The organism is Streptomyces sp. NBC_00876, assembly GCF_045207435.1.
Lineage (GTDB): Bacteria > Actinomycetota > Actinomycetes > Streptomycetales > Streptomycetaceae > Streptomyces.
In genome coordinates this window covers 2,052,756-2,079,736 of sequence record NZ_CP108800.1, presented here as the reverse complement: position 1 = coordinate 2,079,736, position 26,981 = coordinate 2,052,756, and the positions used below count along the sequence as shown (strand labels likewise).

At 73.1% G+C, this 26,981-nt stretch carries 27 protein-coding genes; 25 read left to right on the top strand and 2 right to left on the bottom strand.

Annotated features, from left to right (window positions below; all coding sequences use genetic code 11):
* Positions 1-27 precede the first annotated feature (27 nt).
* The gene (locus OG782_RS09130; RefSeq protein ID WP_406449130.1) at positions 28-1,629 is read right to left on the bottom strand and encodes an oxidoreductase; all 1,602 of its coding nucleotides are present in this window, start codon (positions 1,627-1,629) and stop codon (positions 28-30) included.
* 226 nt (positions 1,630-1,855) lie between these two features.
* Between OG782_RS09130 and hisD the strand changes: the two genes are divergently transcribed.
* From hisD to OG782_RS09060, 14 genes are all read left to right on the top strand, one after another.
* Positions 1,856-3,178 (top strand): histidinol dehydrogenase, encoded by a 1,323-nt coding sequence (gene hisD / locus OG782_RS09125; RefSeq protein ID WP_406449128.1) that lies wholly within the window; start codon positions 1,856-1,858, stop codon positions 3,176-3,178.
* Positions 3,175-4,308 carry a histidinol-phosphate transaminase gene (locus OG782_RS09120; RefSeq protein ID WP_406449126.1) on the top strand — a complete coding sequence of 378 codons (1,134 nt, stop codon included), beginning with the start codon at positions 3,175-3,177 and terminating at the stop codon, positions 4,306-4,308. The genes hisD and OG782_RS09120 overlap by 4 nt, the downstream gene beginning before the upstream one ends.
* Positions 4,305-4,907 carry an imidazoleglycerol-phosphate dehydratase HisB gene (hisB, locus tag OG782_RS09115; RefSeq protein WP_219570702.1) on the top strand — a complete coding sequence of 201 codons (603 nt, stop codon included), beginning with the start codon at positions 4,305-4,307 and terminating at the stop codon, positions 4,905-4,907. Before OG782_RS09120 ends, hisB begins: the two co-directional genes overlap by 4 nt.
* Positions 4,904-5,071, top strand: a complete 168-nt coding sequence (locus tag OG782_RS09110) for a hypothetical protein (protein WP_167523357.1) — start codon at positions 4,904-4,906, stop codon at positions 5,069-5,071. Before hisB ends, OG782_RS09110 begins: the two co-directional genes overlap by 4 nt.
* A gap of 10 nt (positions 5,072-5,081) precedes the next feature.
* Positions 5,082-5,723, top strand: a complete 642-nt coding sequence (hisH, locus tag OG782_RS09105) for an imidazole glycerol phosphate synthase subunit HisH (protein WP_406449123.1) — start codon at positions 5,082-5,084, stop codon at positions 5,721-5,723.
* Positions 5,723-6,448, top strand: a complete 726-nt coding sequence (gene priA / locus OG782_RS09100; protein ID WP_406449121.1) for a bifunctional 1-(5-phosphoribosyl)-5-((5-phosphoribosylamino)methylideneamino)imidazole-4-carboxamide isomerase/phosphoribosylanthranilate isomerase PriA — start codon at positions 5,723-5,725, stop codon at positions 6,446-6,448. The genes hisH and priA overlap by 1 nt, the downstream gene beginning before the upstream one ends.
* A complete protein-coding gene (locus OG782_RS09095) occupies positions 6,445-6,843 on the top strand; it encodes a RidA family protein (protein ID WP_406449119.1) in 399 nt (132 codons plus the stop codon). The genes priA and OG782_RS09095 overlap by 4 nt, the downstream gene beginning before the upstream one ends.
* A complete protein-coding gene (gene hisF, locus OG782_RS09090; RefSeq protein WP_406449117.1) occupies positions 6,840-7,595 on the top strand; it encodes an imidazole glycerol phosphate synthase subunit HisF in 756 nt (251 codons plus the stop codon). Before OG782_RS09095 ends, hisF begins: the two co-directional genes overlap by 4 nt.
* Positions 7,596-7,828: 233 nt before the next feature.
* Positions 7,829-8,713 (top strand): alpha/beta hydrolase family protein, encoded by an 885-nt coding sequence (locus OG782_RS09085; protein ID WP_406458945.1) that lies wholly within the window; start codon positions 7,829-7,831, stop codon positions 8,711-8,713.
* Between the two features lie 207 nt (positions 8,714-8,920).
* Entirely contained in the window at positions 8,921-11,731 is a 2,811-nt protein-coding gene (locus tag OG782_RS09080) for an AAA family ATPase (protein WP_406449115.1), read from the top strand.
* A 236-nt stretch (positions 11,732-11,967) separates the two neighbouring features.
* A complete protein-coding gene (locus tag OG782_RS09075) occupies positions 11,968-13,377 on the top strand; it encodes a helix-turn-helix domain-containing protein (RefSeq protein ID WP_406449113.1) in 1,410 nt (469 codons plus the stop codon).
* A 338-nt stretch (positions 13,378-13,715) separates the two neighbouring features.
* The gene (locus tag OG782_RS09070; protein ID WP_406449111.1) at positions 13,716-15,314 is read left to right on the top strand and encodes a cation acetate symporter; all 1,599 of its coding nucleotides are present in this window, start codon (positions 13,716-13,718) and stop codon (positions 15,312-15,314) included.
* A 39-nt stretch (positions 15,315-15,353) separates the two neighbouring features.
* Entirely contained in the window at positions 15,354-15,941 is a 588-nt protein-coding gene (locus tag OG782_RS09065) for a winged helix-turn-helix domain-containing protein (RefSeq protein ID WP_406449109.1), read from the top strand.
* Between the two features lie 55 nt (positions 15,942-15,996).
* The gene (locus OG782_RS09060) at positions 15,997-17,247 is read left to right on the top strand and encodes an MFS transporter (protein WP_406449107.1); all 1,251 of its coding nucleotides are present in this window, start codon (positions 15,997-15,999) and stop codon (positions 17,245-17,247) included.
* 29 nt (positions 17,248-17,276) lie between these two features.
* Here the strand turns inward: OG782_RS09060 and OG782_RS09055 are convergent, their stop codons facing one another.
* Positions 17,277-17,909, bottom strand: a complete 633-nt coding sequence (locus OG782_RS09055; RefSeq protein WP_406449105.1) for a TIGR03085 family metal-binding protein — start codon at positions 17,907-17,909, stop codon at positions 17,277-17,279.
* An 84-nt stretch (positions 17,910-17,993) separates the two neighbouring features.
* Here OG782_RS09055 and hisI point away from each other — a divergent pair, with 84 nt between their 5' ends.
* From hisI to lgt, 11 genes are all read left to right on the top strand, one after another.
* A complete protein-coding gene (hisI, locus tag OG782_RS09050) occupies positions 17,994-18,377 on the top strand; it encodes a phosphoribosyl-AMP cyclohydrolase (RefSeq protein WP_406449103.1) in 384 nt (127 codons plus the stop codon).
* A gap of 11 nt (positions 18,378-18,388) precedes the next feature.
* Complete coding sequence (locus OG782_RS09045; RefSeq protein ID WP_406449101.1) at positions 18,389-19,876, top strand: anthranilate synthase component I; 1,488 nt, start codon at positions 18,389-18,391, stop codon at positions 19,874-19,876.
* Between the two features lie 50 nt (positions 19,877-19,926).
* Positions 19,927-20,586: a TIGR02234 family membrane protein gene (locus OG782_RS09040; RefSeq protein ID WP_406449099.1), complete on the top strand. Its 660-nt coding sequence runs from the start codon at positions 19,927-19,929 to the stop codon at positions 20,584-20,586.
* Between the two features lie 137 nt (positions 20,587-20,723).
* A complete protein-coding gene (locus OG782_RS09035; protein ID WP_406458943.1) occupies positions 20,724-20,972 on the top strand; it encodes an HGxxPAAW family protein in 249 nt (82 codons plus the stop codon).
* Positions 20,973-21,052: 80 nt separating this feature from the next.
* The gene (locus OG782_RS09030; protein ID WP_406449097.1) at positions 21,053-21,571 is read left to right on the top strand and encodes a DUF2752 domain-containing protein; all 519 of its coding nucleotides are present in this window, start codon (positions 21,053-21,055) and stop codon (positions 21,569-21,571) included.
* A gap of 127 nt (positions 21,572-21,698) precedes the next feature.
* Positions 21,699-22,508: an indole-3-glycerol phosphate synthase TrpC gene (gene trpC, locus OG782_RS09025; RefSeq protein WP_406449095.1), complete on the top strand. Its 810-nt coding sequence runs from the start codon at positions 21,699-21,701 to the stop codon at positions 22,506-22,508.
* A 47-nt stretch (positions 22,509-22,555) separates the two neighbouring features.
* Positions 22,556-22,741, top strand: coding sequence for a tryptophan biosynthesis modulator TrpM (gene trpM, locus OG782_RS09020; protein ID WP_406458941.1), 186 nt, complete (start codon positions 22,556-22,558; stop codon positions 22,739-22,741).
* Between the two features lie 135 nt (positions 22,742-22,876).
* Positions 22,877-24,163, top strand: a complete 1,287-nt coding sequence (trpB, locus tag OG782_RS09015) for a tryptophan synthase subunit beta (RefSeq protein ID WP_406449093.1) — start codon at positions 22,877-22,879, stop codon at positions 24,161-24,163.
* Positions 24,160-24,972: a tryptophan synthase subunit alpha gene (gene trpA, locus OG782_RS09010; protein WP_406449091.1), complete on the top strand. Its 813-nt coding sequence runs from the start codon at positions 24,160-24,162 to the stop codon at positions 24,970-24,972. The genes trpB and trpA overlap by 4 nt, the downstream gene beginning before the upstream one ends.
* 76 nt (positions 24,973-25,048) lie before the next feature.
* On the top strand, positions 25,049-25,876 hold the full coding sequence (locus tag OG782_RS09005; protein ID WP_406449089.1) for a thioredoxin domain-containing protein: 828 nt from the start codon (positions 25,049-25,051) through the stop codon (positions 25,874-25,876).
* Between the two features lie 98 nt (positions 25,877-25,974).
* Positions 25,975-26,976: a prolipoprotein diacylglyceryl transferase gene (lgt, locus tag OG782_RS09000; RefSeq protein ID WP_406449087.1), complete on the top strand. Its 1,002-nt coding sequence runs from the start codon at positions 25,975-25,977 to the stop codon at positions 26,974-26,976.
* Positions 26,977-26,981 lie beyond the last annotated feature (5 nt).

Here is a 26,981-nt window from a genome sequence, read left to right as displayed (position 1 = left end):
GGCGGCCCGCTGCCGGACCGGTCGCGGTCAGCCGCGGCGCAGCAGCCGTGAGGCGCCGGCCGCGACGGTGGTGGCCAGTATCCATCCCAGCAGGACCAGCACGGCAGCGGCCCACTGCCAGCCGCCCTCCATGCGCCAGTACCCGTCCTGGCCGAGATTGATCACCGGCACCAGCAGATCCAGGGCGTAGAGCGCCGCGTTCCACTCCGGATGCTCGTCCGCCTTGATCGCGGCCGGTTCGTACCGTGAGAAGGCCAGCGTCCCCGCCGCCCACAGCACCGCCATCCACACCGCGGCCCGCCCCGGCCGGTAGCCGTACGCCACCGTCCAGTCCTGGAGGAAGCCCCAGAGCTTCGCGGCGGGCGGCAGCGTCTCGCGCCGCCGCCGCTGCTTGGCGAGCAGCACCTCGCGGGCGTCCGCGTCCTCCCCGCTGTTGCGGAGCACGGCGGCCAGTCGTTCGTACGGCTCCGGCACGTACTCGGGGGTCGCCGCCGACACCCACTCCAGCCGCCGTGAGAGCGGGAAGTGCCCGTACGGGACGAGGTTCTCGTACACGAACCCGCCCATCGCCAGACCGCCCGGACCAGGCCAGCTCGTCGACACGTCGATCAGCGTGACGACCTTCGCGCCGTTGAGCACGACCCGGCCCCGGGCCGGACGCTCCGGGTTGAACCGCAGCTCGGGGGCGACGATCCGGCGCAGCGACAGCTCCTCGTGGGCGGCCAGCACGAAGACCGCCTTGTGCAGGTCGACCGCGTCACCGAACCGGCCGTCGTCCAGCCGCACCCCGCCCCGGCAGCGGAAGACCTGCGCGCGGGTGCCGTGGGCCGGCGTCGGGGACGTGACGATGCCGTACGGGGGAGTGGTGCCCTGATTCCCCGTGTCCACGCTGACCCACGCCTCGCTCATGTACAGCGTCCGCTCCACGCTCAGCTGCGGGGCGTTCAGCGCACGGCGTCCCTGTGCGCCGCGCAGCCGGCTGCCGCGCAGACTCAGCGAACCGCCCACCTTCGCCCCGCGCAGACTCAGCTCGCCGAGCGCCTCGATCATCTCGGCCTGGAGGTCCTGGGCGACCGTGAGCCCGTCACCGGTCAGCGCACGCCCCTGCCGGTCGGGGCCGATGTCGATCTGGTTGATCAGCAGATCCGTACCGATCTGCGCGTCCGTGAGCCGGATCCCGCGCTCGACCCTGCAGCGCGGCAGATGCAGATCGCCCTCGGTGCGCAGCCGGGCCGCCTCCAGCCGGGGCATCGCGCACCCCACCATCCGCAACGTCGTGAAGTGGCACTCCGGGAGCACCACCTCCTCGTCGAAGCGGCAGCCGGTCAGCTCCACGTACGGGTCGACGCGCCCGCCCGCCAGGTCCAGCTTCCCGGTGATCCGGATGCCCCGGAGCTTCAGCGCCGCCACCCGGCCCGGCCGGGCCCGCGGACCGCTGAGCAGCAGCCGGGCGACGACCCGGGCCTCCACACTGCGCTCGGGGCCCCAGGGGTGCGGGGCGAACGGATCGTCGTGCGCCCCGTCGCGGGCGCGCAGGTCGTAGGTGGTCCCATTTCTGAAGGACTGCCACATGCCCAGCTCGGCTGGGCTGAGGCCGTCCGGAAGATCCCCGTCGTGCGGTTCGGTCACCGAAGCCCCTTCCGCTCGGAGCCGCAATGGTCTGGTGCGCGAGAGCGAGCCGATCGCCGACGCCCTGCGACGTGCTGATCCGCTCTCTGCCGCGCGTCAGGCCGTAATCCCGTTATTCCCTCTGAGTGACCAGGTGAACGCTAATAGTCAGCCGTGACAGTGAGGGCATGTATCAGCCAGTGATACGGGCGTCCGGGCGCCGAAGGCGGTCTGAGAGAATTGCGGTGTGATCTCTCGAATCGATCTGCGCGGCGATGCCCTCCCCGAGGGCGGCGCCCTGCGCGACCTGCTGCCCCGTGCCGAGTTCGACGTGGAAGCCGCCCTGGAGACGGTGCGGCCCATCTGCGAGGACGTACGCCATCGTGGCTCGGCGGCAGTGATCGACTGGGGGGAGAAACTCGACGGGGTGCGGCTCGACTCGATCCGCGTCCCGGCCGACGCCATCACCGGCGCACTGGAAACGCTCGACCCCGCCGTCCGCGCCGCCCTGGAGGAGTCGATCCGCCGCGCCCGGCTCGTCCACCGCGAGCAGCGCCGCACCACGCACACCACCCAGGTCGTCCCCGGCGGCACCGTCACCGAGAAGTGGGTGCCGGTCGAGCGCGTCGGGCTGTACGTGCCGGGCGGGCGTTCGGTCTACCCGTCGTCCGTCGTGATGAACGTGGTCCCCGCCCAGGAGGCGGGCGTCGAGGGCATCGCCGTCGCGTCCCCGCCGCAGCAGGAGTTCGACGGACTGCCGCACCCCACGATCCTGGCCGCCTGCGCCCTGCTGGGGGTGGACGAGGTGTACGCCGCCGGCGGCTCCCAGGCCATCGCGATGTTCGCGTACGGCACCGAGGACTGCCCGCCCGTGAACCTGGTCACCGGCCCCGGCAACATCTACGTCGCCGCCGCCAAGCGCCTCCTCAAGGGCCGCATCGGCATCGACGCCGAGGCCGGCCCCACCGAGATCGCGATCCTCGCCGACGCCACCGCCGACCCGGTGCACGTCGCCGCCGACCTGATCAGCCAGGCCGAGCACGACCCGATGGCCGCCGCGGTCCTGGTGACGGACTCCGAGGAGCTCGCCGCCGCCACCGAGGCCGAGCTGACGCCGCAGGTCGCCGCGACCAAGCACGTCACCGACCGGATCGAACCCGCGCTGGCCGGCCGCCAGTCCGCGATCGTCCTGGTCAACGACCTGGAGGACGGGCTCAAGGTCGTCGACGCGTACGCCGCCGAGCACCTGGAGATCCAGACCGCCGACGCCGCCGCCGTCGCCGGCCGCGTCCGCAACGCCGGAGCGATCTTCGTCGGCCCCTGGTCGCCCGTCTCGCTCGGCGACTACTGCGCCGGCTCCAACCACGTTCTGCCCACCGGCGGCTGCGCCTGCCACTCCTCGGGCCTGTCCGTGCAGTCCTTCCTGCGCGGCATCCACATCGTCGACTACACGCGCGACGCGCTCGCCGAGGTCACCCACCACGTGGTGACCCTCGCCGAGGCGGAGGACCTCCCCGCCCACGGCGCCGCGCTCAAGGCCAGGTTCGGGTGGAAGGTTCCGCAGCAGTGACGAACAGCGACACCCCTCGCGGGACCACCCGCATCGACGACCTCCCCGTCCGTGACGAACTGCGCGGCCAGTCCCCGTACGGCGCCCCCCAGCTCGACGTACCCGTCCGCCTCAACACCAACGAGAACCCGTACCCGCTCCCCGACGCCCTCGTCGACCGGATCGCCGAACGGGTCCGCGAGGCCGCCCGCGACCTCAACCGCTACCCCGACCGCGACGCCGTCGAGCTGCGCACCGAGCTCGCCCGCTACCTCACCCGCACCGCCGGGCACGAGGTCACGCGCGCCCACGTATGGGCGGCCAACGGCTCCAACGAGGTGCTCCAGCAGCTGCTGCAGACCTTCGGCGGCCCCGGCCGTACGGCGATCGGCTTCGAGCCCTCGTACTCGATGCACGCCCTCATCGCCCGCGGCACCGGCACCGGCTGGATCTCCGGACCGCGCAACGAGGACTTCACCATCGACGTCGACGCCGCCCGCGCGGTCATCGCGCAGCAGCGCCCCGATGTCGTCTTCATCACCTCGCCCAACAACCCCACCGGCACCGCCGTCGACGCCGGGACCGTCCTCGCGCTGTACGACGCCGCGCAGGCCGCCAAGCCGTCGATGGTCGTGGTCGACGAGGCGTACGGCGAGTTCAGCCACCACGCCTCACTGCTCCCGCTGATCGAGGGCCGCCCCCACCTGGTGCTGTCGCGCACCATGTCGAAGGCGTTCGGCGCCGCGGGACTGCGGCTCGGCTACCTCGCCGCGGACCCGGCCGTCGTCGACGCGGTCCAGCTGGTGCGCCTGCCGTACCACCTGTCGTCCGTCACCCAGGCCACCGCGCTCGCCGCCCTGGAGCACACCGATACGCTCCTCGGGTATGTCGCGCAGCTCAAGAGCGAGCGCGACCGGATCGTCACCGAGCTGCGCGCTCTCGGCTTCGACGTCACCGACTCGGACGCCAACTTCGTCCAGTTCGGCCGCTTCGCCGACAGCCACACCGCCTGGCAGCACATCCTCGACCGGGGCGTCCTGGTACGGGACAACGGCGTACCGGGATGGCTGCGGGTCTCCGCAGGGACCCCGGCAGAGAACGACGCGTTCCTCGATGCGGTACGCGAACTGAAGAAGGAGCACGACGCATGACTCGCGAGGCCCGCGTAGGAAGAGTGGAGCGGACCACCAAGGAAACCTCCGTGCTCGTCGAGATCAACCTCGACGGCAGCGGCAAGGTCGATGTCGCGACCGGGGTCGGCTTCTACGACCACATGCTCGACCAGCTCGGCCGCCACGGACTGTTCGACCTCACGGTCAAGACCGACGGTGACCTGCACATCGACTCGCACCACACCATCGAGGACACCGCCCTCGCGCTCGGCGCCGCCTTCAAGCAGGCCCTCGGTGACAAGGTCGGCATCTACCGCTTCGGCAACTGCACCGTCCCGCTGGACGAGTCGCTCGCCCAGGTCACCGTCGACCTCTCCGGCCGCCCCTACCTCGTGCACACCGAGCCCGAGAACATGGCGCCGATGATCGGCGAGTACGACACGACGATGACCCGGCACATCCTGGAGTCCTTCGTCGCCCAGGCACAGATCGCCCTGCACGTCCACGTCCCGTACGGGCGCAACGCCCACCACATCGTGGAGTGCCAGTTCAAGGCGCTCGCCCGAGCCCTTCGCTACGCCAGCGAGCACGACCCGCGTGCGGCCGGCATCCTCCCCTCCACGAAGGGCGCCCTGTGACCGGCCTCAACACCGTCCTGATCCTGGTCGGCCTCTTCCTGGCCGGCGGCGTCTACTCCTTCTCGAAGCAGGGGATGCCCAAGGGCGTCATCGTGCTGCTCGGGATCGGATCCGTGATGTGCCTGGTGGCGGGCGTCATGCGGATCCAGGGACTCTGGGACTGAGGGAGCGAGCATGGACACCAAGAAGAAGGTCGTCGTCTTCGACTACGGCTTCGGCAACGTCCGGTCCGCCGAGCGCGCCCTCGCCCATGTCGGAGCCGACGTCGAGATCACCCGTGACTTCGACACGGCGATGAACGCCGACGGGCTGCTGGTGCCCGGCGTCGGCGCGTTCTCCGCCTGCATGGAGGGCCTGAAGAAGGCCCGCGGCGAATGGATCATCGGACGCAGGCTCTCCGGCGGGCGCCCCGTCATGGGCATCTGCGTCGGCATGCAGATCCTCTTCGAGCGCGGCATCGAGCACGGCGTGGAGACCGAGGGTCTCGACGAGTGGCCCGGCACCGTCGGCCCGCTCAAGGCCGACGTCGTCCCGCACATGGGGTGGAACACCGTCGAGTCCCCCGAGGGCTCCCGGCTGTTCGCCGGACTCGACCCCGAGGCCCGGTACTACTTCGTGCACTCCTACGCGGCGCACGACTGGTCCCTCGAAGTCACCAACGCCAAGATCCGTGCCCCCAAGGTCACCTGGGCCACGCACGGCGAACGGTTCGTGGCGGCCGTGGAGAACGGCGCGCTGTGGGCCACCCAGTTCCACCCCGAGAAGTCCGGCGATGCCGGCGCCCAGCTGCTGACCAACTGGATCGAGACGCTGTAATGCCGAAGCTTGAACTGCTCCCCGCCGTAGACGTCCGCGACGGCCAGGCGGTCCGCCTGGTGCACGGCGAGTCCGGCTCCGAGACCTCCTACGGCTCCCCGCTGGAGGCCGCACTGGCCTGGCAGCGCGCCGGCGCCGAGTGGCTGCACCTCGTCGACCTGGACGCCGCCTTCGGCACCGGCGACAACCGGGCGCTCATCGCCGAGGTGGCCGGCGCCATGGACATCAAGGTCGAGCTCTCCGGCGGCATCCGCGACGACGCCTCGCTCGCCGCCGCCCTCGCCACCGGCTGCCGCCGCGTCAACCTCGGCACCGCCGCCCTGGAGACCCCGGAGTGGGTCGCCAAGGTCATCGCCGAGCACGGCGACAAGATCGCGGTCGGCCTCGATGTCCGCGGCACCACGCTGCGCGGCCGCGGCTGGACCCGCGACGGCGGCGACCTCTACGAGACGCTCGCCCGCCTCGACTCCGAGGGCTGCGCCCGCTACGTCGTCACCGACATCGCCAAGGACGGCACCCTCCAGGGCCCCAACCTGGAGCTCCTGAAGAACGTCTGCGCAGCCACCGACAAGCCCGTCGTCGCCTCCGGCGGCGTCTCCTCGCTGGACGACCTGCGGGCCATCTCCTCGCTCGTCCCGGCGGGCGTCGAGGGCGCGATCGTCGGCAAGGCGCTGTACGCGAAGGCCTTCACCCTCGAAGAGGCGCTGGAGGCGGTCTCCGTATGACGGACTCCGTCAACCGCATCTCCTCCGGCGCCCCCTGGGAGGAGAAGTTCGGCTACTCCCGCGCGGTCGAGCTCCCCAACGGGCTGGTGCTCGTGGCCGGCTGTACGTCGGTGGTGGGCGGGGAGATCTCCGCCGGCAGCCCCTACGAGCAGGCCGTCACCTCCTTCGAGGTCGCCTTCGAGGCGCTGAAGCAGGTGGGCCTGAGCCGTGAGGACGTCGTCCGTACCCGGATGTACCTCACGCACGCCCGGGACACGGACGAGGTCGGCCGCGCCCACAAGGAGCTGTTCGACGACGTCCGCCCCGCCGCCACGATGATCATCGTGTCCGGTTTCGTCGACCCGAGCCTGGTCGTCGAGGTCGAGGTCGAGGCCTACCGGGCAGGTGCGCGATGACCCTCGCGGTACGTGTCATCCCCTGCCTCGACGTGGACAACGGCCGGGTCGTCAAGGGCGTCAACTTCCAGAACCTGCGCGACGCCGGTGACCCCGTCGAGATGGCGAAGCTGTACGACGCCGAGGGCGCCGACGAGCTGACCTTCCTCGACATCACCGCCTCCAGCGGCAACCGGGAGACGACCTACGACGTGGTGCGCCGCACCGCCGAGCAGGTCTTCATCCCGCTCACCGTCGGCGGCGGCGTCCGCACCCCCGACGACGTGGACAAGCTGCTGCGGGCCGGCGCCGACAAGGTCGGCGTCAACACCGCGGCCATCGCCCGGCCGGAGCTGATCCGGGAGATCGCCGAGCGCTTCGGCCGCCAGGTCCTGGTGCTCTCCGTGGACGCCCGGCGCACCCCCGCCGGCACCTTCGAGGTCACCACGCACGGCGGCCGCAAGGGCACCGGCATCGACGCCGTCGAATGGGCGCACCGGGCCGCCGAGCTCGGCGCGGGCGAGATCCTGCTCAACTCGATGGACGCCGACGGCACCAAGGACGGCTACGACACCGAGATGATCGCGGCCGTGCGGAAGCACGTGACCGTTCCCGTCATCGCCTCCGGCGGCGCTGGCCGGCTCGCGGACTTCGCGCCGGCCGTCGACGCGGGGGCCGACGCGGTCCTCGCCGCGTCCGTCTTCCACTTCGGCGATCTGCGGATCTCCGAGGTCAAGGGCGCCCTCCGGGAGGCCGGCCACCCGGTCCGCTGAGGACGTGCGGGACAGCACCGGCCGCGAAGGCCGGTGAAGTTGCCGATGTGCGCCACCGGGGTGCACCGCGAAAGTGGCGACCGCCAGAGAACAACGGCGGTTCCACGCGGTGCACCCCGAGCGGCCCCGGCAACCACGGGCCCAGGGCCCCTGCCCGGCGTGGCTCCCGCCACGACCGAGAGGACCCCCCCGTGCAGCACCTCCCCTCCGGCGAGACCTCCCCGCGCCACCGGATGTCCAGGAGCCGCTCCCGCGCCATCAAGGGCCTGCTGGCCGCCGCCGTCGCCACCGCGGGCCTGTGCACCGCACTGATGCCGGGCGCCCACGCCGCCGACAACCCCTACGAGCGCGGCCCGGCCCCGAGCAATGCGAGCATCGAGGCGAGCCGCGGCTCGTACGCGGTCTCGCAGACCAGCGTCTCCGCGCTGAGCGTCAGCGGCTTCGGCGGCGGCACGATCTACTACCCGACGTCCACGGCCGACGGCACGTTCGGCGCGGTCGCCATCTCGCCCGGCTACACCGCCTACCAGTCCAGCATCGCCTGGCTCGGACCGCGGCTGGCCTCGCAGGGCTTCGTCGTCTTCACCATCGACACCAACACCACGCTGGACCAGCCCGACAGCCGCGGCCGGCAACTCCTGGCCGCGCTGGACTATCTGACGCAGTCGAGCTCGGTGCGCACCCGGATCGACACCTCCCGGCTCGGCGTGATGGGCCACTCCATGGGCGGCGGCGGCACCCTGGAGGCCGCCAAGAGCCGCACCTCGCTGAAGGCGGCGATCCCGCTGACCGGCTGGAACCTCGACACCACCTGGCCCGAGGTCCGCACCCCCACCCTGATCTTCGGCGCGGACGGCGACACCATCGCGCCCGTCGCCACGCACTCGGAGCCGTTCTACCAGTCGCTCCCCAGCACGCTGGACAAGGCGTACGTGGAGCTGCGCGGGGCCACGCACTTCACCCCGAACTCCTCCAACACCACGATCGCGAAGTACAGCATCTCGTGGCTGAAGCGCTTCATCGACAATGACAGCCGCTTCGAGCAGTTCCTCTGCCCGCTGCCGGCGGCGAGTCTGACGATCGCCGAGTCCCGGGGCAACTGCCCCCACACCTCGTAGTCCTCCACAGGGGAGGGGCCGGACCGTGAACGGCGGTGCGGCCCCTCGCCGTTGCGGGGGCCGTGCCTCGCGCGGCCGGTCCGGCGTTGTGCGCGTGCACAGGCAACTCCGGCTCGCCCTGGGAGGATGCCCCGCAACCGGCCGGGTGCGGGGCGGTGCCGGACGCACCTCTTCCGACGTTGTTTACGCAGAAGTAACGTGCCGGACGTGACTCCATCGACGACCGTGCACAGTCCGCCCCGGCTGTACGGCCGCAGCGGTGAACTCGCCATCCTGGAAACCCTGTTGGCGCGGCTGCGAGGCGGCGACGGAGGCGCGCTGGTCCTGACCTCGCTGCCCGGCATCGGCCGCACCGCACTCCTGGACAGGGCGGCGGCCGCACACCGCGAACGGCGCACCGGCCCCGTCCTGTCCGCCACCGCCGCCCCCGCCGAGCGGCAACTGCCGTACAGCGGGCTCCACGCCCTGCTCTGTTCCGCGCCCGGCCCGCTCCCGGTGCCGCCGGACCGGGTGCTGCGCGACGGCATCACCCCCACGGAACTGCTCGTCCTGCTGCGGGAACTCGGCGCGGACCGGCCGCTGCTGGTGTGTGTGGACGACGCGCACGCCTGGGACCCCGACTCGCGCGCCGCCCTCGTCTTCGCCGCCCGCAGACTCGGCGCGGGCAGCCGTGTCGCCGTCGTGATCGGCGCCGGGGACGAGACGAGCTTCGCCGGGCTGCCCGCGCTGCGGCTCGGCCCCCTCGACGACGACGCGGCGGCGGCGCTCCTGGACCGGATCACCGACGCCACCGGCGCCGCGGACCCGGCCGACCCGGTGGTCCGCGGCGAACTGCTGCGGGAGGCGGCCGGGAACCCGCGGCTGCTCGCCGGCCTGGCCGCCCGGCTCACCCCCGACCAGCTGACCGGGCGGACCGCACTGCCCCATCCGCTGCCCGGCGGACAGGACGTCCTGGACGCGCACGCCGCACGCCTGGGCCATCTGCCGCCGGACACCCGGACGTTCCTGCTGATCACGGCCGCGGCGCAGGAGCACGAGCCGGAGGGCGCCGGCGCCGATCTCGCCCTCGTGCTCCACGCCGCCGCCGCGGCGGGCCTCGGCCCGGCCGCACCCGACCTCGCCCTGCGCACTCCGGCCGGAACCGCGGGCGCCCTCCAGCAGGCGGGCACCCGCATCCACTTCAGCCACCCGCTGCTGCGCCGCGCGGTCCTGCACCGCGCCCCCGCGCACCGCCGCCGCGCGGTGCACCGGCTGCTCGCCACCTTGCTGGCGACGGGCCCGTCCGCCCTCGGCAGGGCTCCGAGGGGCGGCCCCGCGCGGACGGTGGCGCCCGTACTCCCGGCGCTCGTCCAGCGGGCGTGCGCGGCCCCCGGGCCCGACGCCCCGCTCGCCGATGCGCTGGAGGCGGCCGCCGTGGCGCCGAGGCCGCACGCCGAGCGGGCGGCCGCGCTCGCCCGTGCCGCCGCGCTCACCGCCGACGAGGCGCTGCGCGCCGCCCGGTTCGCCTCGGCCGCCGAGCACACCCGGCTGGCCGGGGACGCCGGCCGGGCCCGTGCGCTGCTGGCCCGGATCGGGGGACGGCCCTCGCACGGCGGTGCGCACCGCGTCCGCGGGCTGCTCGCCCTGCGCGACGGGCCGGCCGCGGACGCCCGCGAGGCCCTCCTCGCCGCCGCCGCACTCCTCGCCCCGCACGACCCCCGCGGCAGTGTCGACGCCCTCCTCGGAGCCGCCGAAGCCGCCTGGGCGATGGGGGACGCCCTCGCGTACCTCGACGCGCTGAGCCGTATCCCGGCCGCCGTGCCCGACCGGGCACTCGCGCAGTACCGCGACGGCATGTGCGCCGTGCTGCGCGGGCGCATCGGCGAGGGGCACGCCCTGCTGCGCCGCTGTCTCGACGCAGCCGGCGAATCACAGGAGCCGGCCGCCCTGCTGCGCGGCGGCGTCTCGGCGCTGGTGCTCGGCGACGTCGACGCCGCCTGCCGGGCGGGGACCCGCGCGCTCGGCGCCGTACACGCGAGCGGCCCCGATGCGCTGCTGCCACAGGCCCTGGAGCACCTTGCCTATGCGGAGCTCCGGGCCGGACGGCACGCACGGGCCCGCGCCCACGCCCTGGCGGGCCTGCGCGCCGCCCGCCGTACCGGGCAGCCCAACACGGCCTCCCACCTGCACGCCGTCCTCGCGCTCACCGCCTCGGTGGAGGGCGGCCCGCAGGACTGCGCGGTCCATGCCGACGCTGCCCTGGCGGGCGCCGGACCGCACGGGCTCGCACAGGCGGCGACCCTGGCCACCTGGGCACTGGCCCGCGCGGACCTCGCGGCCGGGCGTTCGGGCGAGGCGGCGGCCCGGCTCGACCCGCTCGTGCGGCCGGGGCCCCGGCACGGGCACTTCGCCACCCGGATGCTCGCCGTTCCGTGCTTCGTCGAGGCGTCCGTCCTGGCCGGGCGTGCCGACCGGGGCAGGGGCGCGGATCCGGTCGCCGACGCCGTCGCGGAGTTCGCCGTCTGGACCACCCGCACCACCGACCCGCAGGCGCCCGCCCAACTGGCCCGCTGCCGGGCCCTGCTGGCTTCCCCGGCACAGGCGGCCGGACGGTACGAGGAGGCGCTCGCCCACCACGACCGCGCGGGCGGCGACTTCGAACGCGCCCGCACCCAGCTGCTGTACGGGGAGTGGCTGCGCCGCCGCCGCCGTACCCGGGAGGCCAGGGGGCCGCTGCGGGACGCCCTGGTCGCCTTCGAACGGTGCGGGGCCCGCGCCTGGACCCACAGGGCGAGCGGCGAGCTCCGGGCCGCCGGGGAAGCGGCGGGGCCGGCCGCTGCGGGCGGCACCGGTCCACTGGCCGCACTGACCCCGCAGCAGCAGCGGATCGCGCGGTGCGTCGCCGAAGGCGCCACCAACCGTGAGGTGGCGCTGCGGCTCTCGGTGAGCACCCGCACCGTCGACCACCATCTGCGCAATGTGTTCGCCGCGCTCGGGGTGCGTTCCAGGACCGAGCTGGCCGGACTGCTGGACCGCTGAGGGCTGCCGGCGCGGCAGTGTGCGCGGGGCCCTTGTCCGGGGGCCCGAAGCCGTGTCCGAAGCCGGGAGGTTGCAGGACCGTGATGAGAAGGACGCCGCAGACCCCTAGGTACCGACTGGGCGGTATGCCATTCTGCGGGCGTCAGGATGATTCGGTGTGCTCATGCCCAACGCCGGGCTGGGCGAACCGGAGCCGGCCGATTTCCGGAGCCGGCCGAATCCCGGTGGAGGCCGCCATGCCGCAGGTCGTACGTTCACGGGGCAGGTCGTTGCACGGGCCGCCGCCCGTCGCGCCGACGCCGCGCCGGTTCCGTTCGCTGGCCGATCGCGAGGCCGTCGCCGTACTGCACCGGGCCGCCAAGGTGCTGATCGCGGCGCTGCCGGAGCTGACGGACCGGCTCGTCGAGGCGCTGCGGGAGGAGGAACCCGCCTACCGCTCGGCGATCGAGGCCGATGCGGCGGAGATCTGGCAGGAGGTCCACCTCTCGCTGCGCCACAACGTCGGATCGCTGATCCAGCCCCGGGAGTTCCGGGACGCCGCCCACCGCACCTCGCGCCGGATCGGCGAGGTCCGGGCCGAACAGGGCCTGCCGCTCGACGCGGTCCTGCACGCCTTCCGGATGGGCGGGGCGATGGTCTGGCAGGGCCTCGTGGACGAGACCGCTCGCCGCCACCCCGACGACATCCGGCTGCTGGTCCATGTCGCGGCGGACGTCTGGAACTTCGTGGACGAGCACTGCGGCGTCGTCGCCGACGCCTACCGGCAGACGGAACGCCGGCTGGCCTGGCGCCGGGAGAACCGCCAGCGCCTCATGACGGCGGCGCTGCTGGACGGCACGGCCCAGATCGCCGAACTTCCGGACGCCGCGGCCGCGCTGGGGCTGCCGGAGCACGGCCGCTACGTGGTGCTCGCGGTCGCGACCGCCCGCCGCGCCCCGCACGGCGGCGCGCACGCGCCGATGACGCTGCCGGCGGGCACGGACGCACTCTGGCACCCGGGCTCCGACGCGGAGTTCGCCATCCTGCCGCTGACCTTCGGTGCGGGGGCGGCCGAGCCCGCCGCACCGCTCGCCGGGGCCGCGGAACCGGACGCTCCGGCCGATGCGGCCGCCGGGGACGGAAACGGGGACAGGAACAGGAACGGGGACGGGGACAGGAACGGGAACGGGGGCGGGGAATCGGAACTCGCTTCGCTGGCCGCCGGGTTGTCCGCGCCGCCGGGTGCCCGGGTCGGCATCAGCTCCGTCGTCGACGGGCTGGCCGCCGTCGGGGACGCCCGGCGCCTCGCCGAGACCGCGCTGCGGGCCTGCCCGGCCGGCGGCGGGGTAGTCCTGCTCGACGAACAGCTGCCCGCCGCCCTGGTCGTCTCGTCCCCGGGCCTCGGATCGGCGCTCGCCGCCCGGGTGCTGGGACCACTGGACCGGCTGGACCCCGCCGACCGCGACGTGCTCATCGAGACGCTCACGGCGTGGTTCGACTGCGACGGCTCGGCACCCCGGGCGGGGGCCCGGCTCTACTGCCACCGCAACACCGTCCTGAACAGGCTGCGCCGCTTCGAGCAGCTGACCGGCCGCTGTCTCACCCGCCCGTCCGACGCGGTCGAGGTCTCCCTCGCCCTGGCCGCACGCCGCCTGCTCGCCGGCTGACCCGGGCGTATTCAGTGCGACGGTCCGCCTGCTTGCCGGCTGACCCGGGCGTCCTCAGTCCGTCGGGCGTCCTCAGTCCGTCGGGCGTCCTCCGTCCGCCGGGCGGGCGGAGGATGTGCTCCCGCACAGTCCTCGGCGTTGCGGGCTGTACCGGGGCAGCGCCGCAGTCGCGCACGCTGTACGCGGCCCCGGGCGCCTGATGGCGTGACCGGCATGCCCTCAGCACTTCCGGAAACCCGCACACCTCGCGCCCGCGCCCGCGCGCACGTGGTCGCGCCCGCCGCCACCCCCCTCCCGGCCCCCCTCCCGACCCCGACCCCTGCCCCGGGACCGCGACGGTGAGCGGCGGCTTCGACGCCCGGTCGCTCGCCGTGGCCGTCTTCCTCGGGTTCGTCGCGGTGTCGCTGCTGCTGTGCGGCCTGGCGGCGGCGGACCAGGACGACCCGGAGCACTTCTACGCGGGCGGCGGCTCGGCCCTCGGGCCGGCCGGGAGCGGGCTGGCCATCGCCGGTGACTACATCTCGGCCGCCACCCTGCTCTCCACCACCGGCTCCGTCGCGCTCGCCGGCTTCGACGGCATCCTCTTCGCCGTCGCCACGGTCGCCTCGCTGGTCCTGGTCATGCGGATCCTGGCCGAACCGATGCGCCGCAAGGGGGTGTTCACCCTCGGCGACTTCCTCGCGGACCGGCTCGGCGACCCGTCCGTACGCCGCGCCCTGGGGATCACCACCCTGGTCGTCCTGGCCCCCCTGCTGCTGGTGCAACTCGCCACTGCGGGGCGGGTGATGGCCTCCGTGTTCGGGCTGCCGGACGGCGCGCTCACCAGCTGCACCGTCGTCGCCGGCGCCCTGATGGTCTGCTACTCCGCCGTGGGCGGCATGCGCGGCACCGGTCACATCCAGATCGTCAAGGTCGCGGTGGTGCTGGCCGCGGTGACCCTGCTCGCGGGGCTGGTGCTCGCCCGCTACGGCTGGAACCCGTTCGCCCTCTTCGACGCCGCGCGGCGGGGCAGCGGCGCCGGTACGTCCTACGCGCGCCCCGGTCTGCAGTTCGGCCACTCCGTCGCCGGCGCCCTGGATCTGCTCGGCTTCCAGCTCACCCTGGTCCTCGGGGCCGCCTGCATGCCGCACATCATGATGCGGCTGCACCCCCTGCGGGACAGCTGGACCGTGCGCCGCGCCACCGTCTGGGCGGCGGCCCCGGTGGCCCTTCTGTGCGCCGGCGTCGTCGTGGTCGGCCTCGGCGCGTCCGCCCTGCTCGGCCACAGGATCATTCAGGCCGCGGACCCGGCGGGCGGCACGGCACTGCTGCTGGTGACCGGGGCCCTCGATCCGGGCGCCGACGGGCCGCGCGAGTCCCCGCTGTTCGCCTTCGTGGCCTGCGCCGTGTTCGCCACGACGCTGGCCGCGGTGGCCGGGATCACCCTGGCGGCCGCCTCCTCCGTCGCCCGCGACTTCGCGGCGAAGGCCCGCCTGCGCAACGCGGTCCGGTCCGACCGGTCCGCAGGGCGCGAGATCCTCCGCGCCCGGCTGGCCGTCGTCCTGGTCGGCGCGCTCTCCGTCTGGGTGTCGACGTACACGCACAGCCGCAATCCCCAGGTGCTGCTCTCGCTCGCGTTCGCCACGGCAGCCTCCGTACTGCCGCCGGTCCTGCTGTACGCGCTGTTCCGGCCGGGTTTCAACGCGCGCGGGGTGCGCTGGACGGTCTACGGCACGCTGCCGCTGATCGCGGTCCTGATGGTGTTCTCGCCCGCGTTCTCCGGCAGCCGCATCGCGCTGTTCCCGTCCCGTGACTTCCACTGGTTCCCGCTCCAGACGCCGGGGCTGATCACGATCCCGGCCGGATTCCTGCTGGGGTACCTCGGGTCCCGTGCCGGGCAGGGGAAGCGGCCGGCGGCAGAAGGGCCGGCCCGGCGCACAACTTTTATTGCGCAATAGATATTGCGCAAGATTTCTTTCCTATCTACCGTGGAGGGCATGGCAAGCAACGAATCACGCCGGGTGTCCGACCTCGGCACGCTCAAGGCGTTCGGGCACCCCCTGCGGATGAAGCTCTACCGGGCGCTCTACATCGCCCGGCAGGCCACCGCGTCCCAGCTCGCCGAGCAGGTCGACGAGCAGGTCTCGCTCGTCAGCTACCACCTGCGCAAGCTCGCCGACCACGGCCTGATCGAGGAGGCCGGCCGGGAGGGCAAGGACGGCCGCGAGCGCTGGTGGCAGCCCGCGTCGAAGGGGCTGAGCTTCCACGACGAGGACTTCAGCGACGCGCCCGAGAAGGCCGCCACCCACACCGCCGTCAGCCGGCTCTCGTTCGACCAGCACATCGAGCTGTACCGCCGCTTCCTCGACGCGTACCGGAGCTGGTCGCCCCCGTGGCGCAAGTCGTCCTTCACCTCGGAGTACCTGGCCCGGCTGACCCCCGAGGAGCTCTCCGCGCTCGAGCGTGAGCTGCACGCGGTCATCAACCGGTACGAGGAGCAGGGCCGCGCCCGCGACGAGGCCGGCGACACGGAGAACCGCGAGAACGTCGCACTGCACATGTACGGCTTCCCGTTCCGGACCTGACCGTTCCGGACCTGACCGTTCCTGACCCGACCCGGCCTCCCGAGAGGACGAGCCCGTGACCGTCACCCTCAGCGCCACGGAAACCACCGGACGCCCCGCCCACCGTGACGGCAACGTCCTGCGCTGGCTCGGCGCCTACACGGCGTCCATGATCGGCGACAGCGTCTACTACATGGCCCTCGCCTGGGCCGCCACCCGCACCGGGAGCGCCGCGCAGACCGGACTGGTGCTCGCCGTCGGCTCGATACCGCGAGCCGTGCTGCTGCTCGGCGGGGGAGTGCTCGCCGACCGGCTCGGACCGCGCCGCGTCGTGGTCGCCGGCGACACCGCCCGCTGTCTCGTCATCCTGGGCCTGGCCGGCACCCTGCTCCTCACCTCGCCCACCGTGTGGATGCTGGTCGTCGTCGCACTCGTCTTCGGTGCGGCCGACGCCCTCTTCCTGCCCGCCGTCGGAGCCCTCCCGCCCCGGATCACCGCCGCCTCCCAGCTCGCCCGCGTCCAGGGCATGCGCGGCCTCGCCACCCGTACCGCCACGGTCGTCGGCGCCCCGCTCGGCGGCGTCGCCGTGGCCCTCGGCGGCCCGGTCCTCGCCTTCGCCGCGGCGGGCGTGCTCTTCGCCGTCTCGCTGCCGCTGCTCCTTGCCGTACGGATGAGCCCGCTGCCCGTGACCGGCACGGCCGAGGCGAAACCCGCGGGCACCGCCTGGCGCGAACTGGCCGACGGGCTGCGCCACATCCGCCGCCACCCGCTGCTGAGACCGCTCATGCTCGTTATCGCCGTCAGCGAACTCGGCTTCGTCGGACCGCTCAACCTCGGCCTGATCCTGCTCAGCGACGAACGCGGCTGGGGCGCCTCCGGCATGGGCTGGGTCGTCGCCGCCTTCGGCGTCGGCGCGGGCGCCTCGGCCCTGCTGCTCACCGTGCGCGGACGCGTCCCCCGGGCCGGACTTGTCATGTGCCTCACCGTGCTGACCGGCGCCGCGGCCATCGGAGCCCTGGCGTACGCCCCCTCCGTGCCGCTGGCCGCGGGCGTCGCGGTCTTCGTCGGGCTCTTCGTCGGCCTCGGCGGCGCGCTGTGCGGCGCCCTCCTACAGACCGCCGCCGACCCCGCCTACCTGGGCCGGGTCACCTCGGTCTCGACGCTCTTCACCCACGCCCTGTCGCCGCTCAGCTTCCCCGTCACCGGCGCGGCCGTCGCCCTGTGGGGCACCGGCCCGGTCTTCGTAGCCAGCGCCTCCCTGTGCGCGGCGGGCGCGGCGACAGGCCTGTTCCTCGCCCCGCTGCGCCGCGCGGAACTCCCGCGCTGAGCGCGCAGCGCGTCGCCCCGCATACCGTCCTACATGCCGAGCTTCGCCGTCGTCACCCGGGCGATCGCCTCCTTCTCGCCCTCCAGCTCCACCCGCGCCGCAGCCTGCCGCCCGGACGCGTACAGCAGCAGCTCGCCCGGCTCGCCGGTCACCGTCACCACCGGGGTGCCCTTGTGCGCCACCGCGGTCTGGCCGTCCGGGCGGCGCAGCACCAGCCCCACCGGAGCCTTCCGCCCCATCAGCCGCGCGGCCTTCTCCGTACGCGACCACAGGACATCGGCGAAGACCGGGTCCAGCTCACGCGCCGACCAGTCGGGCTGGGCCCGGCGCACATCCTCCGTATGGATGTAGAACTCGACGGTGTTGGCGACCTCGTCCAGCTGCTTCAGCGCGAACGGGGACATCCGCGGCGGCCCCGTACGGATGAGCTGGATCAGTTCCTCGTACGGCTTCGCGGTGAACTCGGCCACGACCCGGTCGAGCCGGTTCTTCAGGGGGCCGATCAGGGTGCCGGCCGCCGCGTCCGGCCGGCGCTCGCGCACCACCGCATGGGCCGCCAGATCGCGGGCCGTCCAGCCGTGGCAGAGCGTCGGGGCCTCCGGGCCCACGGCCTCCAACAGGTCGGCAAGCAGAAGTCGTTCGCGCTTCGCATGGGTCGACATGCCCGCCAGCGTACGACCGGCGCCCACCGTCCGCCCAGTGGACGCGCGCCCAAAGGCCCTCCGCGACCACGGCACAATGGGCACATGACCAGCACGCCCACGCCCGGCACCCCCCGGCCCGCCAGCGACCTCGACCCCGCCATCGCCGCCCGCCTCAAGCGCGACGCAGACGGACTGGTCCCGGCCATCGCCCAGCAGTACGACACCGGCGAGGTGCTGATGCTCGGCTGGATGGACGACGAGGCCCTGCACCGCACCCTCACCACCGGCCGCTGCACCTACTGGTCGCGCAGCCGCCGGGAGTACTGGGTCAAGGGCGACACCTCCGGCCACATCCAGCAGGTCAAGTCCGTCGCCCTGGACTGCGACGGCGACACCGTCCTCGTCAAGGTCGACCAGACGGGCGCCGCCTGCCACACGGGCGACCGCACCTGTTTCGACGCCGACGTCCTCCCGCTCGGACAGTAGGGTCTGCCGCCATGGACCTCGACACCTTCCGCAAGCTGGCCGTCGACCGGCGCGTCATCCCCGTGACTCGCCGGCTCCTCGCGGACGGCGACACCCCGGTCGGCCTCTACCGCAAGCTCGCGGGCGAGCGCACCGGCACCTTCCTCCTGGAATCCGCGGAGAACGGCCGCACCTGGTCGCGCTACTCCTTCATCGGCGTACGCAGCGCCGCCACGCTCACCACCCGCGGCGGCGAGGCCCACTGGCTCGGCACCCCGCCGGTCGGCGTCCCCGTCGACGGGGACCCCCTGGAGGCCCTGCGCGCCACCATCGAGACCCTGCACACCCCGCACGACCAGGAATCGGGCCTCCCGCCCTTCACCGGCGGCATGGTCGGCTACCTCGGATACGACATCGTGCGCCGGCTGGAGAACATCGGCGAGAGCGGGGGCGACGACCTGAAGCTCCCCGAGCTGACGATGCTGCTCACCTCCGACCTCGCCGTCCTGGACCACTGGGACGGCAGCGTCCTGCTGATCGCCAACGCGATCAACCACAACGACCTGGCCACCGGCGTCGACGAGGCCCACGCCGACGCCGTCGCCCGGCTCGACGCCATGGAGCAGGACCTGAGCCGCCCCGTCGAGAACGCCCCGGCCGTCCTGCCGCCCTCCGAACTGCCCCCGTACACCGCACTGTGGGGCGGCAAGGCGTACCAGGACGCGGTCGAGGACGTGAAGGAGCGCATCAGGGCCGGCGAGGCCTTCCAGGTCGTCCCCTCCCAGCGCTTCGAAACCCCGTGCACGGCAAGCGCGTTGGACGTCTACCGGGTCCTGCGCGCCACCAACCCCTCGCCGTACATGTACCTCTTCCGCTTCGAGGGCTTCGACGTCGCGGGCTCCAGCCCCGAAGCCCTCGTCAAGGTCGAGGACGGCCGCGCCATGGTCCACCCGATCGCCGGCACCCGGCACCGCGGCGCCACCCCGCAGGAGGACCAGGCACTCGCCGACGAGCTCCTCGCCGACCCGAAGGAGCGCGCCGAGCACCTGATGCTCGTCGACCTCGGCCGCAACGACCTGGGACGGGTCTGCGAACCCGGCAGCGTCGAGGTCGTCGACTTCATGTCGATCGAGCGCTACTCGCACGTGATGCACATCGTGTCCACCGTCACCGGCCGCGTCGCCGAGGGCCGCACCGCCTTCGACGTCCTGACCGCCTGCTTCCCGGCGGGCACCCTGTCCGGCGCCCCGAAACCGCGCGCCATGCAGATCATCGAGGAACTCGAACCCACCCGCCGCGGGCTGTACGGCGGCTGCGTCGGCTACCTCGACTTCGCCGGGGACTCCGACACCGCCATCGCCATCCGCACCGCACTGCTGCGCGACGGCACGGCGTACGTCCAGGCCGGGGCGGGCGTCGTCGCCGACTCCGACCCGGTCGCCGAGGACACCGAGTGCCGCAACAAGGCCGCCGCGGTGCTGCGCGCCGTGCACACGGCGAACCGGCTCCGCGGCAACTGAGACGGCCGGCACACAGGGGGCGGTCGGCCGCCGCCGGGCCGTAAGGGATAGTGGAGTACGTGAGTGCTGTCCCCGTACCCCAGCCCCGTGCCGAAGCCGCCTCTGCGCCCGACAGCGCGGGAAGCCGCCGAAGCCTGGCCGCCGGCCTGCTCCTCGGGGCAGCCGGCGCCACCGTCGTCCTGCTCGCCACCGGGCAGACCTGGGCCGAGGGCAAGGCCTCGGTGGGCGGCGGATCCCTGCCGCTGAGCGCCGACGGACAGGACGTCACCGGCCTCCCCTCGGCCCTCGCGATCGTCGGCCTGGCCGCACTCGTCGCCGTCTTCGCCGTCCGCAGCGCCGGCCGGCTCGCCGTCGCGGGACTGCTGGCCCTCAGCGGGTTCGGCGCCGCCCTGAGCGCCTACCTCGGCGCGTCCGACAGCGCCGCACTCGACGAGAAGGCCGCGCAGACCACCGGCGACAGCTCCGCCGCCATCGAAGCCCTCAGCCACACCGCCTGGCCCTACGTCACCGCGGCCGGCGGCCTGCTGATCCTGCTCGCCGGGCTGCTCGCCCTGCGCTACGGCAGCCGCTGGCCCACGATGTCCGGACGCTACGAGCGCGACGGCACCCCGCGCCCCCGCAAGGCCCCCCGCACCGCCCCGGACCCGGACCGGCCCGAGGACCTGTGGAAGGCCCTGGACCGCGGCGAGGACCCGACGCGCGAGGCATGACCCCCCAGCTCACGTCCTACCCGCACGTACGGGACAATGTCGGGGAGCTCGCAGCGAAGCGGCACCCACAGCGCCGCCGCCTCTGCGTACAGCGACCCGAGCGATACCAACAGCGCAACACCAACGAGGAGCAACTCATGGCGGGCAGCAGCCACGGACACACCCCGGCCGCCTGGACCGGTGTCATCATCGCCTTCATCGGCTTCTGCATCGCCGGCGTCTTCATGGTCGCGGCCAACCCGCTCGGCTTCTGGGCAGGGATGGCCGTCGTCCTCGTCGGCGGTGTCGTCGGTCTCGCGATGAAGGCGGCCGGCCTCGGCATGCCGAAGGAGTCGGCGGACCAGGCAGCGGCCAGGGCCCGCGCCGGACAGGCGCAGACCTCCTGAACCGGTCCTCACGACCCACCCGCGCAAGGCGCAGCCCGGTCCGGGCTGCGCCTTCGCGCGTCAGCGGCGACAATCACCGAGTGGACGCATCGCCTACTCCAGCCGCCGCTCCGCCGACGCCCGGCCCCCGGCCGGTGGCCGGTCCGCCACCGACGCCCGGCAGCCCGCCCGCGCCGGTCTTCCCGCCCGCTCCCGTCCCCGCCTCGCGGCTGCGCCGGATCGCCACGCCGGCCGCTGTCATGGCCGTCGTCGTCGGCGCCTTCGGCTACGTCGGCTCCGTCGACCCCAATGAGCCCGGCCACTACCCGGTCTGCCCGCTGCTCAGATTCACCGGCATCTACTGCCCCGGCTGCGGCGGACTGCGCAGCGCCCACGCCGTCGCCCACGGCGACATCGCGGCGGCGCTCGGCTCCAACGCCCTCGCCGTCGCCGGCTACGCGGTCTTCGCGGCGCTCTGGGTCCTGTGGACGGTCCGGGCGTTCGCCGGGCGGCCGCTGCGGATCGACCTGAAACCGCTCCACTGGTGGGGGATCGGAGCCGTACTGCTGATCTTCACCGTCGTCCGGAACCTGCCGTTCGGATCGGCGCTGGCGCCGTGAATGCCCAGGTAGTGGGACTTTCGTCCGCCGGATGCAGGCCCAACGGCCTCCTGCGGATACCATCGCCATGGCTGATCCTGTTCCCTTTTCAGTCCCACTGTCACCGTCCCGGAAGGGGGCCTCTCGCGTGAGTGTGCTCGACGAGATCATCGACGGCGTTCGCGCCGACCTCGCGGAGCGGCAGGCGCGCGTCAGCCTCGACGAGCTCAAGGAACGCGCGGCGCGCGCTCCCCAGGCCAAGGACGGAGTCGCCGCCCTGCGCGGCGAGGGCGTGACCGTCATCTGCGAGGTCAAGCGCTCCAGCCCCTCCAAGGGCGCCCTGGCCGCCATCGCCGACCCGGCCGCGCTCGCCGCGGACTACGAGGCCGGCGGCGCGTCCGTCATCTCCGTCCTCACCGAGGAGCGCCGCTTCGGCGGATCGCTGGCCGACCTGGAGGCCGTCCGGGCCAAGGTCGACATCCCGATCCTGCGCAAGGACTTCATCGTCACCTCGTACCAGCTGTGGGAGGCCCGCGCCTACGGCGCCGACCTCGCCCTGCTGATCGTCGCCGCCCTCGACCAGGAGGCCCTGGTCTCCCTGATCGAGCGCGCCGAGTCCATCGGCCTGACGCCGCTGGTCGAGGCGCACGACGAGGAGGAGGCGGAGCGCGCGGTCGACGCCGGCGCCAGGATCATCGGCGTCAACGCGCGCAACCTGAAGGACCTCAAGGTCGACCGCTCCACCTTCGAGCGCGTCGCCCCCGAGATCCCCGCCCACATCGTCAAGGTCGCCGAGTCCGGCGTCCGGGGCCCGCACGACCTCATCGCCTACGCCAACGCCGGCGCGGACGCCGTGCTGGTCGGCGAGTCCCTGGTCACCGGACGCGACCCGCGCTCCGCGGTCGCCGACCTGGTCGCCGCCGGCGCCCACCCGGCGCTCCGGCACGGACGGAGCTGACCCCACCCGTGTCCGCCGACTGTTCCGCGTTCCGCCCCCGGCCGGGCCTGCGCCCCGCCGGGGCGCGGCAGCCGCTGGGACGGGACCCGCACGCGCCGCTGGCGCGCGGCTGCCGCCCGCGCGGCTGCCGCGCCCCCGCACGCCGCGTGCACGGCCGGCGGGTGCGGTACGTGATCGGCGACGAGCCCGGTCAGGTCAACGGCATGCGATGGCGCACGGGGTCCGCGCAGTAGAGCGAGCCCCGGCCGTCGCACCCCGCCTCCCGGCGGATCCGCACGACCGCACCGCCCGGCCACGGCCGCGGCGGAGCTCCGCTCACGGCGCAATACGGTGAACCCACCCATTGCCATGCCGAGGAGCACGTCGAGATGTCGTCCGACTTCTTCATTCCGGACCCCGAGGGTCTGATCCCCAGCGCCGAGGGGTACTTCGGTGCGTACGGCGGAAAGTTCATCCCGGAGGCGCTCGTCGCCGCCGTGGACGAGGTCGCCGTCGAGTACGACAAGGCCAAGGCCGACCCGGCCTTCGCCGCCGAGCTCAACGAGCTCATGGTCGACTACACCGGCCGGCCCAGCGCCCTGACCGAGGTCCCGCGCTTCGCCGAGCACGCCGGCGGCGCCCGGATCTTCCTCAAGCGCGAGGACCTCAACCACACCGGCTCGCACAAGATCAACAATGTGCTGGGCCAGGCGCTGCTCACCAAGCGCATGGGCAAGACCCGGGTGATCGCCGAGACCGGAGCCGGCCAGCACGGCGTCGCCACCGCGACCGCCTGCGCGCTCTTCGGCCTCGAGTGCACCATCTACATGGGCGAGATCGACACCCAGCGCCAGGCACTGAACGTGGCGCGCATGCGCATGCTCGGCGCCGAGGTCATCGCCGTGAAGTCCGGCTCCCGCACGCTCAAGGACGCCATCAACGAGGCGTTCCGCGACTGGGTCGCCAACGTGGACCGCACCCACTACCTCTTCGGCACGGTCGCGGGCCCGCACCCCTTCCCGGCCATGGTCCGCGACTTCCACCGTGTGATCGGCGTCGAGGCCAGGCGGCAGATCCTGGAGCGGGCCGGCCGGCTGCCGGACGCCGCGGTCGCCTGCGTCGGCGGCGGCTCCAACGCCATCGGCCTCTTCCACGCCTTCATCCCGGACGCCGGCGTCCGCCTCATCGGCTGCGAGCCCGCCGGACACGGTGTGGAGACCGGCGAGCACGCGGCGACCCTGACCGAGGGCGAGCCCGGCATCCTGCACGGCTCCCGCAGTTACGTCCTCCAGGACGACGAGGGCCAGATCACCGAGCCGTACTCCATCTCGGCCGGTCTGGACTACCCGGGCATCGGCCCGGAGCACGCGTACCTGAAGGACATCGGCCGGGGCGAGTACCGCGCGGTCACCGACGACGCGGCGATGCAGGCGCTGCGCCTGCTCTCCCGCACCGAAGGGATCATCCCGGCCATCGAGAGCGCGCACGCGCTGGCCGGCGCCCTGGAGGTCGGCAAGGAGCTCGGCAAGGACGGCCTGATCCTGATCAACCTGTCCGGCCGGGGCGACAAGGACATGGACACGGCCGCGCGGTACTTCGGACTGTACGAAGCCGACGCCGCCGTCGAGGCGGATGCCGACAGCATCGGCGCGGAGATCGAGGGGGACGTCAAGTGAGCGGCAACATCGAGCTGTTGAATGCCACCCTCGCCGCGGCCAGGGCCGAGGACCGGGCCGCGCTGATCGCGTACCTGCCCGCCGGGTTCCCGACCGTCGACGGCGGTATCGAGGCCATCAAGGCAGTGGTCGCCGGCGGCGCCGACGTCGTCGAGGTGGGTCTGCCGCACAGCGACCCGGTGCTCGACGGCCCGGTCATCCAGACCGCCGACGACATCGCGCTGCGCGGCGGCGTGCGGATCGCCGACGTGATGCGCACCGTCCGTGAGGCGTCCGAGGCGACCGGCATCCCGATCCTGGTCATGACGTACTGGAACCCGATCGACCGGTACGGCATCGAGCGCTTCACCACCGAGCTCGCCGAGGCGGGCGGGGCCGGGTGCATCCTGCCCGACCTGCCGGTCCAGGAGTCCGCTGTGTGGCGTGAGCACGCGGACAAGCACGGGCTCGCGACCGTGTTCGTCGTCGCGCCCAGCAGTAAGGACGAACGCCTCGCCACCATCACGGCGGCCGGTTCCGGCTTCGTCTACGCCGCTTCGCTGATGGGTGTCACCGGCACCCGCGTCTCGGTCGGCGAGCAGGCCCAGGACCTGGTGCGGCGCACCCGCGCCACCACCGGCCTCCCGGTCTGCGTCGGCCTCGGCGTCTCCAACGCGGAACAGGCCACCGAGGTCGCCGGCTTCGCCGACGGGGTCATCGTCGGCTCCGCCTTCGTCAAGCGGATGCTGGACGCTCCCGACGAAGCGGCCGGCCTGGACGCCGTCCGCTCGCTGGCGGCCGATCTGGCCGAGGGTGTTCGAAAGCGCTGACACCGCGCGTAACCCGAATGGGTGGATCTGTGACCGGGGAGGCACGTGAGTGCCTCCCCGGTTCGTTGCTGCGGGTGTGAGCGAGAAGAACCAAGAGGGAAAAAGGGCCGCGCGTGACCGGCTCATCCAGCAGCGTGAGCAGGAGAAGGCGCGAGAGCGCCGCCGCCGCACGCTGATCGTCTCCGCCGCCGTGGTGGGGGTCCTGGGGCTGGCCGCCGTCGTCGGCGTCATCGCCGCGAACACCGGCGGCAAGAGCAGCAACGACACGGCGTCGGGACCCGCCGTCGCGCCGTCGGGAGCGACCGGCAAGGACAGCCTGGCCATTCAGGTGGGAGCGGACGACGCCCCGTCCACACTCACGGTCTGGGAGGACTTCCGCTGCCCGGTCTGCGCCCAGTTCGAGAACGCGTTCCGGGACACGATCCACCAGCTGGAGCAGAGCGGACAGATCAAGGTCGAGTACCACCTCGCCACGCTGATCGACGGCAACCTCGGCGGCAGCGGATCACTGAAGGCGGCCAATGCGGCGGCCTGCGCCCAGGACGCCGGGAAGTTCCCCGCGTACCACGACGTCCTCTACCGCAACCAGCCGCAGGAGTCCGACGACGCCTTCGGCGACAACGGCAAGCTGATCGAGCTGTCCAAGAAGGTCGGCGGACTCGACACTCCCGCCTTCCGCAGCTGTGTCGAGGACGGCACGCACGACTCCTGGGTCCAGAAGTCCAACACCGCCTTCCAGAACGGCGGATTCCAGGGCACTCCGACGGCCCTGCTCAACGGTGAGTCGATCTTCCCCAAGAAGGGGGACGAGCCCATCACCGTGGCCAACCTGAAGAAGTGGGTCGCCGAGGCCAACAAGGGCAAGAAGCCGGGCACGGTCACGCCCGCCCCGTCGGGCTCCTGAGCGGGGGCAACCGGGGGAATCGATGACCGGCTCGTTACCCAGACGTTGTCGGGCGGGTTGCCGTACGTCCCGCCCGGCAAGGTAGCGTCGGCGATGCCATGAATCTTGCCTACATTCCCAGCCCGTCGACCGGCGTGATCGATCTCGGACCGATCCCGCTCCGCGGCTACGCGTTCTGCATCATCATCGGTGTCTTCGTCGCCGTCTGGTTCGGCAACAAGCGCTGGGTCGCCCGAGGGGGCAGAGCCGGCACTGTCGCCGACATCGCCGTCTGGGCCGTGCCCTTCGGCCTCGTCGGCGGCAGGCTCTACCACGTCATCACCGACTACCAGCTGTACTTCAGCGACGGTGAGAACTGGGTCGACGCCTTCAAGATCTGGCAGGGCGGCCTCGGCATCTGGGGTGCGATCGCGCTCGGCGCGGTCGGTGCCTGGATCGGCTGCCGCCGCCGCGGGATCCCGCTGCCCGCCTGGGCCGACGCGCTCGCCCCCGGTATCGCCCTGGCCCAGGCCTGCGGCCGCTGGGGCAACTGGTTCAACCAGGAGCTCTACGGCAAGGCGACCGACGTCCCGTGGGCGCTGAAGATCAGCGAGGGCCCCAACCGGGTGGCGGGCACCTACCACCCGACCTTCCTGTACGAGTCGCTGTGGTGCGTCGGCGTGGCGCTCCTGGTGATCTGGGCGGACCGCCGCTTCAAGCTCGGGCACGGGCGGGCGTTCGCGCTGTACGTCGCGGCGTACTGCGCGGGCCGCGCCTGGATCGAGTACATGCGCGTCGACGAGGCCCACCACATCCTGGGCCTGCGGCTGAACGTATGGACCGCGCTGATCGTGTTCGTGCTGGCGGTCACCTACATCGTGATCTCGGCGAAGGTCCGCCCGGGCCGTGAGGAGATCGTCGAGCCCGGGGAGCCGGAGGCACCTGAGGCCACGGACTCGGTTGACGCCGGAGACGTCGAGGACGCGGAGTCCGGCAAGGACGCGGAGCCCGGTAAGGACGCGGAGTCCGCCGACGCGAAGCCGGTCGAGCCCGAGTCCGAGTCCGAGTCCGCAGAGGACGCGCCGAAGACGAACGGTCAGGCGGAAGCGGCCAAGGGCTGACGCCG